Below are 15,455 nucleotides of genomic sequence, written 5' to 3' on the forward strand. Positions count from 1 at the left end.
TTAACGAATATACGAATAAGGCCCCGCCTTAAAAGGCAGGGCCAGCTAAACTCATCTAAAAATAATGCTTAATAAATTTCGACTTTGAAAGTCCCGTCCGTTAAAGGTTTTTCAATATCACCATTTGATAATACACCGGAGAAGTTGCCCTCCGCATGTTTACTATTAATGCTCGTTATATTTATTTTAATAGCCTTGCTCACATAACCCACCGCTTTTTGCTGTATATCCATCAACGACATTTCTGTCCCCACTTCATACGAACCCACCCGGACGCTGTCGGGAAAAGTGATCATTAGCTCCATATGGTAACCGAAGTTATTAGTAACGCCGTCTATTACCAGCGTTTTTTTGCCAGCCTCAATGGTGTCTGTAATATATCCCTCCGTAGAATTGGAGTGGTAACTGATGGTATCGAGTTTAAAAGCAAAAGTGCCGGCCGGCGCGAGGTCATTTTTCTTGCTGCAGGCGCTCAACCCCATTCCTATGGCAATAATGGCTGCCAATAATAATTTTATACGCATTACGTAAGTTTTTCGGCATGCCATCTTCCAGGATTTAACCAGTGCCGGCCGCCGGTTAAGCGGCCAGCGATAATTTAAATTAACATAGGATACTGGTCAATTCTGTTGGCATAGGGATAATGTGGGTGCAATATATGTTAAAAAAAATGAATTAAATAAAATATATATAGATATGATGCTAGTTTATTGTACTGTCGTTTGGTTATCTGCATGTTGTAGCGGGATATTTTTTGCAGTAACATTGAATACAGTGGTAAAAACGCCGGGAGGAGATCTTTTTACGCCGCCAGGAAAGCTGGCGAAGCAGTGAAAATACCATAATTAACAATTTTTTTGTACCCGAAATGCGTATTATTACGGGGTTACTGAACTTTCAATTAAAGCACATCATGTCATCGGAAGTAATTAAACAATTGCAGGAGGCGGTACAGTTTTCGCCGGAGAATGTGCCTTTACGTATGCACCTCGCACAGGTACTGCTACAGGATTATGAATATATAGCAGCGGAAGAACAATACAGGAAAGTGCTGGAGTTATCATCGTCTAATACTGCCGCACAACTGGGGCTGGCGCGGACATTCTATCACCAGCAAAAATACTCAGCGGCTATCGTAGTATTGGAACAACTGGAACACCGGGAACCGGACCATTTCGATGCGCTCCTGCTGCACTGCCGCATCCTCGTGAAAGAGCACTCCATGCAGCCCGCGAAAGAAATATACCAACACCTGCTGGAAATAAATCCGGGTTTCCGCGACGAAGCCCTGGACAACCTTTTCAGGGTAGCCCAGCCCTCCCCCGCGTCTTTCAGCGGAGAGGAAGAAGAGGAAGAAGATGGAGAGAACCTGTTTATGCTGGAAAAACCTGAAATCAACTTTTCCGATGTGGGCGGTATGGAAAGAGAGAAACAGGAAATAGATCTGAAAATCATTAAGCCCCTGCAATTCCCGGATCTCTATAAAGCCTACGGCAAAAAAGCAGGAGGCGGTATCTTATTATATGGTCCTCCCGGTTGTGGTAAAACTTACCTGGCTAAAGCTACTGCCGGACAAATACAGGCCGAGTTTATTAATGTAGGCATCCATGATGTATTGGACATGTGGGTAGGTACCAGCGAAAAGAACCTGCATAGCCTCTTTGAACTGGCAAGACAAAGTAAACCCTGTGTGCTGTTCTTTGATGAGGTAGATGCTCTGGGCGCCAACCGGTCGGCATTACGCCAAACAGGCGCTACCCATATTATTAACCAGTTCCTGGCAGAAATGGACGGTATCGCAGCCAGCAATGAAAACATACTCATCATTGGCGCTACCAACGCACCCTGGAGCCTCGACCCGGCATTCCGCCGTCCCGGCCGTTTCGATAGAATTATTTTCGTGGCGCCACCGGAAACAGATGGACGGGAAGAGATCCTGAAACTCCAGCTGAAAAACAAACCGGTAGCCGACATTAACTATTCCGCTATTGCTAAAGCCACAGCCGGCTACTCCGGTGCAGATCTCAAAGCGATTGTGGATATAGCTATCGAAGAAAAACTGCTGGAAGCATTGCAGAAAGGCGTACCACAGCCCATCACCCAGAAAGAATTATTAAAAGCCGCTAAAATACACAAACCTACCACCAAGGAATGGTTTAATACTGCCCGTAACTATGCGCTGTATTCCAATGAAACCGGTCTTTATGATGATGTACTGAAATACCTGGAAATTAAGAAATAACGTTTATGGCTGTATTAATTCAGCGCGCTCAGATTTTGGTTCAGCAGGGCCGCTTCGAAGATGCCTTTACCACGCTTCGTCAGCACCTGAGTACCAATGCCCATGATACAGATGCACTTTTCCTCCTGGCGGTATGTTACCTGGAAACAGGAAATGATACGGAAGCCGCACAGGTAGCCAGCAATACCCTCAGCTTTGCGCCTTACGATGAACGTTTCCTGTACCTGCTGGCAAGGATAGCCCTGATGAAAAATCAATATAATGAAGCCATCAGGGCCATCAGTGGTGCAGTCGCCATCAACCCGCATCATGCGGATTATTTTGCTATCTGGAGCCAGATACTGCTGTCAAAAAAAGACTACGAAGCTGCCCTGCAAAAGGCGGAAGAAGGGCTTGCTGTGAACCCGGAAAATGAAGCCTGCCTCAACCTCCGCTCCCACGCCCTGTTTAGCCTGGGTAAAAAGGAAGAAGCCTTCTCTAATTTGCACGAAGCCCTGGAGCATAACCCGGAAAACGCCTACACCCACGCCAACCTCGGCTGGAAATGGCTGGAAGCCGGTAATCATCGTAAAGCACTGGAACATTTCAGGGAATCACTGAAGATAGATCCCAACAATGATTGGGCCCGTAATGGTATGGTACAGGCCATGAAGGCCAGGTACTGGCCATACCGGCAGTTCCTTAATTATGCTTTCTTTATGGGGCGACTAAAAGCCCGTACACAATGGATGATCATCGCCGCCCTTTTTATCCTGACACAAATTCTCAGTAGGGTATTCTTCCCGTTATATGTACTCCTGGCGTTGCTGGCCATTTCTACCTGGCTCATTACGCCGGTTAGTAACCTGTTTCTCCGCCTGAACCCATACGGAAGATATGCCCTCAGTCCGGAGCAAACGCAGGTATCCACTATTGTAGGCATACTCCTGGCTATAGCATTGCTTGCTGCCGGCGCCTTCTGGATAACTAATTTACCCGGCCTGCTGGCGCTGTGCCTTTGTACTGGTGTAATGCTCTTGCCTGCAGCGGGTATTTACATGCCGCAGAGCGCAAAGAACCGCCGCATTGTAAAGTGGTATACCCTTAGCCTGGCTGTTGTGGCAGTGGCGGGTATAGCCTATGCTTTTGTGACCAAAGAAGCTTTTAATATATTCGTGACCGTTATGCTGATAGGCGTATTCGGCTACCAGTTTTTAGCGAATTATATTTTAACGAAAGAAGGATAGGAAAATTTTAATAGAGATAACCGGGTGTGTTGCCTTTAAACACACCCGGTTTTTTATTTAGTACTGTCAATTACAAATTCCCTTTCCTCAAACTCCGCGGCCTCGTAACACTTATACCGGAAGGTATAAGGCGCTGTTTTTTTAATCAGGGATTTACCATCAAAGAGGTTTTCTTTATCCAGGCTTTCACCTTCGTGGATATGAAAGGTGAGCAGCTTCTTCCATTTCTTTTCTTGAGTAAGCGTAATAATCGTGTATTCGTTAAGGTTACTATGCCCGGCAAGATCAATAACATACCCGATTTCATCTCCACCATCTTCATTCAGGTCGCCGAGGTTCTCCAGCATATAGATACCAAAATGATCGCTATGGTCTGTTAAAGGAAGGGTATCTACACCGGCAATGTTAGTGTAAATACGGCTTATGGGCAGGTTGGCATTGATGGAGTCGCGTGCTGTTTCGATGTCCATATTTTTTTCGTCAATATATTTGAACGTTTCCTGTCCTGTTTTCTGGCTGATATAAGACTCGTAAATCGTATCAATGATATGATCTCCGTCAAGATCAACACTCAGCTTTAGGCGGTTTCCCATTTCATAGCTAATACTGTCTTTTGCGGGCGTAACAACAGGCGTCGCAGCCACTACAGTGACACTGTCTTTTGCAGCTGTATCGGCAGATGAGGAGGTATGATCGCAACTGGTGACCAGGATAACGAGTGCAAACAAAGGACATATGTCTTTCAGCAACATAAGAAACATTTTCATGTTTCTAAGATATAAATAAAAAACCTTCCGCTGTTGACGGAAGGTTTTTATTTATATCATTAACGTATATACGTAATTAGGCATCGATTTTCGCATACTTCGCATGCGATTCAATAAACGCTCTGCGTGGAGGTACTTCATCTCCCATCAGCATACTGAATACGCGGTCTGCTTCTGCAGCGCTTTCAATAGTTACCTGTTTCAGGGTACGATACTCAGGGTTCATGGTGGTATCCCACAGTTGCTCTGCGTTCATCTCTCCCAAACCTTTATAACGCTGCACGTTTACATTATCTTCTTTACCGCCGGCAGCCAGTTTAACAGTGGCCTCTTTACGCTGTTCTTCTGTCCAGGCATATATCTGCTCTTTTCCTTTCTTTACGAGATACAGGGGTGGTTGTGCTATGTATACATAACCCTGTTCTACCATTGCTTTCATATAACGGAACACAAAGGTCAGGATCAGTGTAGCAATGTGACTACCATCCACGTCGGCATCCGTCATGATGATGAGCTTATGATAGCGCAGTTTGGAGAGGTTCAGTGCTTTATCATCTTCTTCTGTACCGATGGTTACGCCGAGGGCAGTAAAGATGTTCTTGATCTCATTGTCTTCGTAGATCTTATGCTCCATGGCTTTTTCCACATTCAGGATTTTACCACGCAGCGGCAAGATAGCCTGGAAGTTACGGTTACGGCCTTGTTTGGCTGTACCACCCGCAGAATCCCCTTCCACCAGGTACAGTTCACATTTGGTAGGATCGTTATCGGAGCAATCGGCCAGTTTACCTGGTAAACCGCTTCCGGTCATCACGCTTTTACGCTGTACCAGCTGACGGGCTTTACGGGCAGCTTCACGGGCCTGGGCGGCCAGCACTACCTTGTTGATCACCGTTTTGGCTTCCCTTGGGTTTTCCTCCAGGAAGGCATCCAATACGGCGGCAACAGAGCTGTCTACTACCCCCATCACGTCGGAGTTACCCAGTTTGGTTTTGGTTTGACCCTCAAACTGCGGCTCAGGTACTTTTACGCTGATAATCGCGCTCAAGCCTTCGCGGAAGTCATCTCCGGTAACTTCTACCTTCGATTTCTCAAATAATTTATTCTTATCACCATAGGATTTGAATACACGGGTAATGGCACGGCGGAAACCAGCCACATGTGTACCACCTTCAATGGTGTTGATATTATTTACGTAGGAAAAAATGTTTTCACTGAAGGCATCATTGTATACCATAGCTACTTCTACGGATACGTTGGAGGCTGCATCATGCGCTTCTACATAGATCGGAGCCGGTAACAGCGGGTTACGACGGCCATTTTTATCCAGCATCTGGATAAATTCCTTGATACCGCCTTCACTGTAGAAGGTTTCAGAGAAGATATTGCCTGCTTCATCTTTCTCCCGCTCATCGGATAAAGTAATCTTGATTTTGCGGTTCAGATAGGATAATTCCCGTAAACGACCAGCCAGTATCTCGCGGTTATAGGTAGTATCCTTGAAAATTTCACCATCCGGTTTAAAATGAGTAGTAGTACCGGTAGCTCCACTGTCGCCGATTTCTCTTACGGCATATTGAGGGATACCACGATGGTATTCCTGTTGAAATATCTTTCCTTCACGTTCTACGGTTACATTCAGTACTTCACTCAGCGCGTTTACGCAACTCACACCCACACCATGCAAACCTCCGGATACCTTGTAAGTGTTTTTATCAAACTTACCCCCGGCGTGCAATACTGTCATTACCACCTCCAGTGCAGAGCGACCTTCCTTCGGGATAATACCGGTAGGGATACCACGGCCATCATCCTTTACCCGGATAGAGTTATCTTCCAGGATGGTCACGTCAATATTCTTACAATATCCGGCCAGGGCCTCGTCAATGGAGTTGTCTACCACCTCGTAAACCAGGTGGTGAAGCCCCTTGATGCCAATATCGCCGATATACATGGCTGGACGCTTACGTACGGCTTCCAGACCTTCCAATATCTGTATACTCCCCGCGTCATATCCATTGCTGCTGGGGCTGGGTGCTTGCACTAATTCTTCGCTCATATGTTGGTGTAAAATCTATTAGAAATAAAATCGGTAGACAATCATGCAAAAATACGGAAAATAAGGCTTATTTCCACAAAAGAATGGCTGTTTTTAACAAGGGAGGATCCATCATTTTTTCCACTATAGATTTCCTGCACCAGCAATGTCTTTTACCCCTTTAAATAAAGTTTTCCACACCAGGTTAAAAAACGATTTCCCGGTATCCCGGGTTTGATGTACGGTAGCCGTACGGACGGCCTCTCCTTTTAGAGGATTACTGTCATTGATAATCATGATGTTAGCTATCAGGTTGGCTAATCCTTTACGTTTGAGCTGCTTACTGCCCGGATCCTGGGTTAATACAGCTATTTTTAGGCTTTGATACAGCAATTTTACAAATCCCTCTCTCGTATCGCGGGATGAGTGCTGCCTGTTCAATATAAAGGGCGCGCATGGCGCATCGTACCGGATACCATTTATATTAATCCGGTAGAGGCTATCAAGTGTATTGCAGGAGTAATCTCTCTTGCCAATTTCATAATTACGGGCGTAAAGGTAGCCGGAAGGATCAATCATGGAGAGAGCGTCTATCTGTAAATCATTGACCTGGAGACTTAGGTGCTCAAATTCATGGACCAGCCGGGAGGAGTCCTGACGGATAAAAACACATTTGAAGTGAGTGCTTTTACAGCGTTCAATATATTAAATCGCCAGGTACCCATCGGTCAAGTATAAACGAAATTCATACCAGGAGCACTGCCAGATAATCTCTCCGGCGAAAAGTACCTGACTGCCGCTTTGTCGTTTTGTAAGGGGATTGTCAAACCCGGTTTCTTTAAAAAATGAATCCCTAAATTTGTGACTTCGTATAACAGCTCGGCATTAAAAAACAGGTAAAGTGAAAGAAATACAGGAAATATTGTCATTAGCTATTCCGCAACCCGCCATGAGCGACCAGTTACAATTGGCCGAACAGGATAATGTGTCAGTGCCTGATTGTCTGGATTTTACATTGCAACGCTTTGTATATGACAAACCGTTGCCAGTAGAAGATGTGGCCATGGTGATTTATCAGCCAGCCAAAAGGGGGCAATCAGCCGCCATTGAGCTGCGGTATTGTGTTGCTGGTAGCAAATACTGTAAAAATCCTTCCTGTACCGATCAACTTTGCGCCGAAGGTAAAAAAGAAGCCTGTGTTGACCGGGTACCTTCTGTAGACCTGATTACGGTTCGTTTTCAACCTGCTTTCATTCAATCTTTACAGAAGGGAACTACCACCTTCTCCCTCTTTGAAAATCAATCCCGCAAGCCTTTTGTGAAAACCATCCAGCCTTGTACTAAATCCAAGTCGGTGTTGGAAACAATGGTACATCATGATTATGAAGGCATGCTGAAAAACATATTTCTACAGAGTCGTGCATTGGACCTGTTGCTATACAGTTCCGATCAGTTTATCGAAAATGATACCGATGAGCGCTATGGATGCCGCTTCCTGACTCAACTGGAAGACCGGGAAAAGATAGAAAATGCCCGGGGGATTTTATTGGAACAGCTGGATTCTCCTATCACCATCCGTGACCTCGCCCGCAGGGTAGCCATGAATGAATGTTACCTGAAGAAAGGTTTTAAAGCCATGTATGGCACTACCATCTATGATTATTTCCAGAAAGAAAGGATGGAAAAGGCCAAAGGGTTGCTATATGAAAAAGGAATGTCTGTTTCCGAAGTCGCCATGCTGATGGGATATTCCTGTATCTCTCACTTCTCCACTGCATTTAAGAAGCACACGGGATTGAAGCCGTGTGAATTATTACTGCGCTAACTGGCAGTGGTTGCTTTAATTTACTTTCTTGTTGTTTTCCGGAGATAATTTTCCGATTGAAATCTGCTTTGGTGGAGGTTATGGCTTCATTTTCCCTTTTCGATCATTAGTTTTCCCGATTTGAAAAGTGGAAGATAAAATATAGGTGTTTCTTTGTAACACGATAAGCAGATATCTATTTGCACTTCCAAAAGCTTCCTTATTAGATTTGACCATGGGAAGAGCTTTGCTGGCAAAAAGTACGTAAAGCCATAAATGACTTGCATGAATATCAAACACCATTGAATAAATGCATCTTGCCAGGAAAGCTTTTACCAGATTTTATAAAAGTCGTTCGCTTCTGCGAGCGACTTTTTGTTTTCAATGAATCTCGCAAAGACGCAGAGGAGCGAAGAATTTTACGTCTTTGCTCCTCTGCGTCTTTGCGAAATAGAAAACCCCGCCCAAAAGAGCAGGGTCTGTCCTATTTATCCCTATACCTATGAAATACGTGTTTGTGTTATTCAGTAATGGTCCCTGCTTCGTTCAACAGCACTGCTTTATCTGTACCATTATCCTGAATATTTACTTTGTAGTATGAAGCTACATCTGATCTCTCAATTTTCCAGCCATCTTTTATAGTAGCTGCCGGATATTTTGTTTTCAGTGTACCAGCCACTGATTCCGGGAGATTTTGAGCATCATAAGCACTTCTGGTGGCAATCCATTTGCCATCTGCGTCATACTCCGCAGTAGTGTTTATACTGTCTTTTTGGAAACTTGCTGTCCAATGTCCTGCACTTGTCTTTGTCCACTTAGCAACTGATGTTCCCGCAAAATTCTGATCAAAAGAACTTTTAACTGCCGCCGGTGCCTGCACCGTTTTGGCAATTACCTTTGTTTTTTTAACTGATTTTTTTTGCTGTGCAAAAGTTATGCCGGAAGTGAATAGAACCGCGCAAAATATTAACGTCAACTTTTTCATATATCGATATGGTTTTTTCCGTTGGGTTAAAATTAACTACTAGGTTTTTCTAATCTTCCTGGCAAATTAGCTAAAACAATGCCAAAAACGTAATTTATATCCTCTTTATTGCAAAGTAATGAAAAAACAATAAAAAATGTCCAAAAAGCAGGTTTTTTAGCAAAGTTCCCTCTTTAGGAGCCAGTGTTATTTCTTAACTTTGCACAATTTTAATCAATTATTGTCTAAATAACATCAAAGGGCGGGGAATTGTTTTATGTCCAGCAAATATCAGGAATACAACCAGTTGAATTTACCTCAGATCGAGAAAGATATACTGCAACACTGGGAGCAGCACCAGGCTTTTGAAAAAAGCGTGGAAGAGCGTGAAGGCGCTACTCCGTTTGTGTTCTACGAAGGTCCTCCAAGCGCCAATGGTTTGCCCGGTATTCACCACGTGATTTCGCGTACCCTGAAAGACCTGGTGTGCCGGTATAAAACAATGCGTGGTTTCCAGGTGAAACGTAAAGGTGGATGGGATACCCATGGTTTGCCTGTAGAACTTGGGGTAGAGAAGATGCTGGGTATTACTAAGGAAGATATTGGCAAAAAAATTTCCATCGCTGAGTACAATGATACGTGCCGCAAGGAAGTATTGAAATATAAAGACAAGTGGGATGATCTGACCCGTAAAATGGGCTACTGGGTAGACCTGAATGATCCCTATATTACCTTTGATAATAATTATATAGAATCGCTGTGGTGGTGCTTGCAAACGCTCTATAAGAAAGGATTCTTATACAAAAGCGTTAGCATTCAACCCTACTCCCCTGCCGCCGGCACTGGTTTAAGTTCACATGAGCTTAATCAGCCAGGCACGTATAAAGATGTGAAAGATACCACCGTGGTGGCTATGTTCAAGGCATTGCAAGCCGAAAAGTCGCAATTCCTGTTCGATGCTGCCGGATCCCCTGAGGTATTTTTCCTCGCCTGGACCACTACTCCATGGACACTCCCTTCCAATCTTGGTTTGACTGTAGGTGCCAATATTGAATACGTACTTGTAAAAACTTTCAATCCATACACACATCTCCCTGTGAATGTAGTAATGGCTAAAGTATTACTCGGCAAGTATTTCAAGGCAGAAGGTGAAAATGGCGATTTTGATGCTTACCAGGAAGGCGATAAGGTAATTCCCTGGAAGATATTGACAAGCTTTAAGGGAAGCCAGCTGGAAAATATCCGTTATGAGCAGTTGTTGCCTTTTACACAGCCTGAAGAAGGTGATCCCTTCCGTGTAATACTGGGCGATTTTGTGACTACTGAAGATGGTACTGGTATCGTACATACAGCACCAGCCTTTGGAGCAGACGATAACAGGGTAGGCAAGAAGTATGGTATTGGTATATTAACGCTGGTAGACCGGGAAGGAAAATTCACTGAGAATGTTGGTGAATTCTCTGGCAGGTACGTAAAGAATTATAAGGACGATCCTGATTACAAAGACGTTGATGTTGATATTGCTGTGAAATTGAAGAAGGAGAATCGGGCCTTCAAAGTAGAGAAATACGAGCATACTTATCCACACTGCTGGCGTACGGATAAACCGGTGTTATATTATCCGCTGGATGCCTGGTTCATCAAAACCACCGCAGTAAAAGACCGGATGGTAGAGTTGAATAAAACGATCAACTGGAAGCCTTCCTTTACAGGAACCGGTCGTTTTGGCAACTGGCTGGAAAACATGGTAGACTGGAACCTGAGCCGTAGCCGCTACTGGGGTACTCCTCTGCCTATCTGGCGTACAGAAGATGGAAGCGAAGAAATTTGTATTGGTGGTATAGAAGAGCTGAACGTGGAAATCCGTAAAGCCAACCAGGTGTTAGGGGGGGAAGTGAATAAGTCTTATCTCCATGAAGGTATACTTGACCTGCATAAACCATATGTAGATGATATTATATTGGTAAGCCCTTCAGGTAAACCAATGCGCCGTGAGCCAGACTTAATTGATGTTTGGTTTGATAGTGGTGCTATGCCTTATGCACAATCACATTATCCATTTGAAGGTAAAGAGCTGGTCGACAATGGCAAGGCATTTCCGGCCGATTTCATTGCAGAGGGAGTGGATCAGACCCGCGGATGGTTTTATACCCTGCATGCGCTGGGCGTAATGCTATTTGATAGTGTAGCTTACAAAACAGTAGTTTCCAATGGATTAGTGTTGGATGCGAAAGGGCAAAAAATGAGTAAACGTCTTGGGAACGTTGTAAATCCTTTTGAAACAATTGAGAAGTTTGGTGCAGATGCCACCCGTTGGTACCTGATTACCAATGCTTCTCCCTGGGATAGTCTGAAATTCGATATCAAAGGTATAGGAGAAGCGCAGCGCAAGTTGTTTGGTACTTTATATAATACTTACAACTTCTTCGCGATGTATGCCAACCTTGATAATTTTACTTTCAAGGAGGCTTATATCCCGCTGGAGGAGCGTCCAGAAATTGACCGTTGGATCATTTCTGTGCTGAATACGTTGATTAAGGATGTTACCGCCAATTTTGATGATTATGAGCCTACTCAGGCTGGCCGGGCTGTAGAGCGTTTTGTAGACGAGCAGCTGAGTAACTGGTATGTACGTCTTTGCCGCCGTCGGTTCTGGAAAGGGGAGTATGAACATGACAAGATTAGCGCTTACCAGACCTTATATGAGTGTTTGGAGAAAATTACACAACTGATGGCTCCGGTATCCCCATTCTTCACCGACTGGCTGTTTGGCAACCTGAATAGTGTGAGTGGGCGTAGCAAGGCAGGTTCTGTGCACCATACTGATTTCCCGGTGGTTAATGAAGGCGCTGTGGATGCCGACCTGGAAGAAAGAATGCAGTTGGCGCAAGATATCTCATCACTGGTATTATCCTTGCGTAAGAAGGTGAATATCAAAGTAAGACAGCCTCTGCAGAAAATCCTGATCCCGGTGTCAAATAGCCGGATGCAGGAACAGATTGAAAAGGTAGCCGACCTGATAAAAAGTGAAGTGAATGTCAAAGGGATTGATTATCTTACGGAAACGGAAGGTTTTATCAAGAAAAAGATCAAGCCTAACTTTAAGTCGCTGGGTGGCAAAATGGGAGCCAAGATGAAATCTGTGGCAGCCGCTATCGGCGGATTCACAGAAACAGATATAGCCACCATCGAACGTGACGGCCATTTCAACCTGGTTGTGGAAGGCGAGCAATTGCAGATTCAACTCTCTGATGTTGAAATCATTTCTGAAGATATTCCTGGATGGACAGTTGCTAATAAAGGCGCTTTAACGGTAGCGCTCGATATTACTATTACTTCCCAGTTACAGGATGAAGGAAACGCCAGGGAATTGGTGAACCGGATACAAAAAATCCGTAAGGATAGCGATTTTGCATTAACTGACAGAATCAATGTAACAGTGGAACGGGTGGATTCGCTCAACTCGGCCATTGTAAACTATAATGACTATATTTGCACGGAAATTTTGGCAGATAGCCTGGAATTAGTGGAGCAACTACAGGATGGTACAGAAATAGAGGTGAATGACCTTAAATTTAATGTATTAGTTAACAAAAAAAGCTAATCCCCCATGGCAACAAAAAAGAAGGTTGCTAGTAAAACGACCCAAAAGGCGGCTCCGGCGAAGAAGACTGTGGCCAAGGCAACACCAGCTAAGAAAACAGCTGCCAAGCCAGCGCCCGCCAAGAAAGCGGCACCTGCACCGAAAAAAGCAGCTGCTAAAAAAGCTGTCCCTGCAAAGGCAGCTCCTAAAGCAGCAGCAAAGCCAGCAGCCAAAAAAGCCGTGGTAGCCAAAAGTCCTGTGAAAAAGACCGCTCCGGCGCCTAAAGTTGCAGTGAAAAAGGCGTCAGCCGTAACTAACAGTAAATCATCATCTGTCAAGAAAATTGCTGTACCCGCAAAATCGACCGTTAAAAAAGAGCCTGCTGTAAAGCAGCAAGTGGTTACGAAAAGTGTTTCCGCTGAAAAAGAGAAACCATTTATTTCTAAGTCAGAAGAAAAAGAACTTAAAACGATGGCAGTAAAGAAAGCAGATACTAAGGTAGAAGTTGCTAAGGAAAAGGAATCCACAAAAAAGGCAGCTGAAAAGCCGGTTGTTAAGGCGGAAAAATCAGTGAAGGCGGAAAAATCCGAGAAACCCGAAAAAGTGGAAAAATCCGAGAAAACGGAGAAAAAAGGCGGAAAAGCTACTTTGGTAACTTATCAGCCCGAATTTACCAAATCGGTATTGGATCAACCTGCCACGCCAAGTGGCCCTGTATACAGATATAGTGATTCTGACCTCCAGGAATTTAGAGAACTGATCCAGAAAAAACTGGAATCAGCTAAGAAAGAACTGATTTACCTGCAAGGCTTAATCACCCGTAAAGACGAAGCCGGTACTGATGATACCGAAAATAAATACATGAGCATGGAAGATGGTAGCGGCTCCCAGGAAAGAGAGCAGCTCAACCAGATGGCCAGCCGTCAGATTCAGTTTATCGATCACCTGGAAAAAGCCATGGTACGTATCGAAAACAAAACTTACGGTATTTGCCGTGTAACCGGTAAACTCATCGACAAAGCAAGACTCAGAGCTGTGCCTCACGCTACCTTAAGCATTGAAGCTAAACTGGCGAAAAGCAAATAAACCAGCGAATAACGCTGCATAAATTATAAACGAATAAGGCGAATGATCATTTCGATCATTCGCCTTATTCATTTATAAATAGACATTCGCCTTATGCCTGCTGTTTCCCCAACCTTTTCCTGGCTTTCTGTTCACGGGTGAGCAGATATATTAATCCTGCGCCTGCCAACCCCACTAAGCTTCCCACACCTATGTTGCGGGCCTGCTTTTTAGAAATAGCCGGAAGCTTGATACCAAATTTAGCAGGGCTAGCCTGTGCAATATCCAACAACGGCGCCAGTGATAAACCTGTAATGATTTTATCGGCAACCTTTTCTACAGCATTACCACGGTACTGTGGACAAAACGCAACGCCTATACCCGCTTCTGTCAATAGTTTCCGGTCACGATATCCATCGCCTACATAAATAATGTTCTGTGTGTTGATATGAAACTGGTCCTTAATGTAAGGAAACATATTGCTCTTACAATATTCTCCATCTTTCATGAAGTAATCGGCTTCACTGAATTCGCCGGTTGCTACACTATTGATCAGGTGCAGTTTATTCGCTAATGCGAAGTCCATTCCCAGTTTATTTTTGATATGACGGGCCACTGTACCAAATCCATCTGTAACCAGGCCGCAGGCGTATCCTCTTTTCTTTAATTCCCGGACAATTTCCCTGATGTCCGGCACCAGGGGAACGCTATCAGCTACTTCCAGCATCTCTGCAATATTGCGTCCATCGAAAATACGGGCGCTCAATCGCATGGCAGTAATAGGATCGTAACGGGCAGATTGTATTTCATGCCATACATCTTCCTGGTCGAAGGCCACTGCGGCCCATTCAAGATAACTCTGGGTAAATACTGCCTGGTCAAGGTTAAAGATGACCATCTTCTGTAATTTATCAATAGATTCCAGGATGGAATATTCCATCTGTTCCCGGATGAGGTTAATATTTCCCAATGTTTCCAGGTTTTCCTGGGGAATATTTTCCGCCTTACGTAGAATGGTGCGGGATACTTCTCTCGACATCTTACTCAGTTGTTCCCAGGTTTGCATGGCGTTTTCCACTTTGCCAATATTCGCTTCTACGATGCGGGCGCCCAGATGGTGCATATCTATCAGCAAACCAATATCTACTCCATAATCGTTTTCGAAATGTACCCTCGACAGAAATGATTTGCGTGCAGCGATCATGCCGCTGAGTGGTTGCTGAAAGTGGGATAGCTCCGGGTATAAAATGCTCAGCAGCGGCTTGGCCACCAATTGGGTGACCCTGCCAGCCTGCCTTTCAAAGTAGGATTTGACGAAGTCAACTTCGTCTTTTTCAATAGGACCGGTTAATAGGTCAATTATATTATCAGGGTAAGTAAGAATATCGCCATCTACGTACGCGATGATTTCATGTTTTGCAGCCATCATACCTTCACGCATGGAGATCCCCTTTCCGCGCTGGCTGCTGGTAATTACCCTCACTTGTTCCTTCATGGCTTCTTCCACAGTATTATCTGTAGAATTATCATCTACCACGATGATCTCGATTTTAAGGGTTGTTTTTTTTACAGTTTTGATAACCTGGCGTATGGTAGCACCTTCGTTTAATACAGGAATTACGATAGATATCATAGGAGTTCGCTATGTTAAAAGGTTAGAAAATAGTGCTGCAAAGAGCTGGTGTTGGCATTGTCAGGGCGCAATAGTTACAAAAACCATACCCGTTGCTGTTATCCCGCAGCAGCCTCATTCAAATGCAGCTATA

General features: G+C 44.4%; 11 protein-coding genes. 5 read left to right on the forward strand and 6 right to left on the reverse strand.

The genetic code is table 11. From position 1 onward, the window contains the following. Nucleotides 1-68: 68 nt before the first annotated feature. Nucleotides 69-524, reverse strand: a complete 456-nt coding sequence (locus tag HGH91_RS11725) for a hypothetical protein (RefSeq protein WP_168738615.1) — start codon at nt 522-524, stop codon at nt 69-71. A gap of 389 nt (nt 525-913) precedes the next feature. On the opposite strand from HGH91_RS11725, the gene HGH91_RS11730 reads away from it, so the two are divergent. Together HGH91_RS11730 and HGH91_RS11735 are read left to right on the forward strand one after the other, a co-directional pair. Then, nucleotides 914-2,242 carry an ATP-binding protein gene (locus HGH91_RS11730; protein ID WP_168738616.1) on the forward strand — a complete coding sequence of 443 codons (1,329 nt, stop codon included), beginning with the start codon at nt 914-916 and terminating at the stop codon, nt 2,240-2,242. Nucleotides 2,243-2,247: 5 nt separating this feature from the next. Beyond that, nucleotides 2,248-3,468 (forward strand): tetratricopeptide repeat protein, encoded by a 1,221-nt coding sequence (locus HGH91_RS11735; protein ID WP_168738617.1) that lies wholly within the window; start codon nt 2,248-2,250, stop codon nt 3,466-3,468. 53 nt (nt 3,469-3,521) lie between these two features. Here HGH91_RS11735 and HGH91_RS11740 read toward each other — a convergent pair whose 3' ends face one another. The 3 genes from HGH91_RS11740 to HGH91_RS11750 form a co-directional block, all read right to left on the reverse strand. Further along, nucleotides 3,522-4,235, reverse strand: coding sequence for a hypothetical protein (locus tag HGH91_RS11740; protein WP_168738618.1), 714 nt, complete (start codon nt 4,233-4,235; stop codon nt 3,522-3,524). A 76-nt stretch (nt 4,236-4,311) separates the two neighbouring features. Next, entirely contained in the window at nt 4,312-6,294 is a 1,983-nt protein-coding gene (gene gyrB / locus HGH91_RS11745; RefSeq protein WP_168738619.1) for a DNA topoisomerase (ATP-hydrolyzing) subunit B, read from the reverse strand. 123 nt (nt 6,295-6,417) lie between these two features. Next, a complete protein-coding gene (locus tag HGH91_RS11750; RefSeq protein ID WP_168738620.1) occupies nt 6,418-6,852 on the reverse strand; it encodes a hypothetical protein in 435 nt (144 codons plus the stop codon). Between the two features lie 322 nt (nt 6,853-7,174). Between HGH91_RS11750 and HGH91_RS31500 the strand changes: the two genes are divergently transcribed. Further along, nucleotides 7,175-8,098 (forward strand): helix-turn-helix domain-containing protein, encoded by a 924-nt coding sequence (locus HGH91_RS31500; protein WP_168738621.1) that lies wholly within the window; start codon nt 7,175-7,177, stop codon nt 8,096-8,098. Between the two features lie 499 nt (nt 8,099-8,597). Here HGH91_RS31500 and HGH91_RS11760 read toward each other — a convergent pair whose 3' ends face one another. Further along, the gene (locus HGH91_RS11760; protein ID WP_168738622.1) at nt 8,598-9,062 is read right to left on the reverse strand and encodes a PepSY-like domain-containing protein; all 465 of its coding nucleotides are present in this window, start codon (nt 9,060-9,062) and stop codon (nt 8,598-8,600) included. Nucleotides 9,063-9,318: 256 nt separating this feature from the next. Between HGH91_RS11760 and ileS the strand changes: the two genes are divergently transcribed. After that, the gene (gene ileS, locus HGH91_RS11765) at nt 9,319-12,645 is read left to right on the forward strand and encodes an isoleucine--tRNA ligase (RefSeq protein WP_168738623.1); all 3,327 of its coding nucleotides are present in this window, start codon (nt 9,319-9,321) and stop codon (nt 12,643-12,645) included. Nucleotides 12,646-12,651: 6 nt separating this feature from the next. Beyond that, nucleotides 12,652-13,710, forward strand: coding sequence for a TraR/DksA C4-type zinc finger protein (locus tag HGH91_RS31095; RefSeq protein WP_211092266.1), 1,059 nt, complete (start codon nt 12,652-12,654; stop codon nt 13,708-13,710). Nucleotides 13,711-13,801: 91 nt separating this feature from the next. Here the strand turns inward: HGH91_RS31095 and HGH91_RS11780 are convergent, their stop codons facing one another. Continuing rightward, the gene (locus HGH91_RS11780) at nt 13,802-15,322 is read right to left on the reverse strand and encodes a glycosyltransferase (protein WP_168738624.1); all 1,521 of its coding nucleotides are present in this window, start codon (nt 15,320-15,322) and stop codon (nt 13,802-13,804) included. Between the last annotated feature and the right edge of the window lie 133 nt (nt 15,323-15,455).

Source organism: Chitinophaga eiseniae (assembly GCF_012641265.1).
Classification (GTDB): Bacteria; Bacteroidota; Bacteroidia; order Chitinophagales; family Chitinophagaceae; genus Chitinophaga; species Chitinophaga eiseniae_A.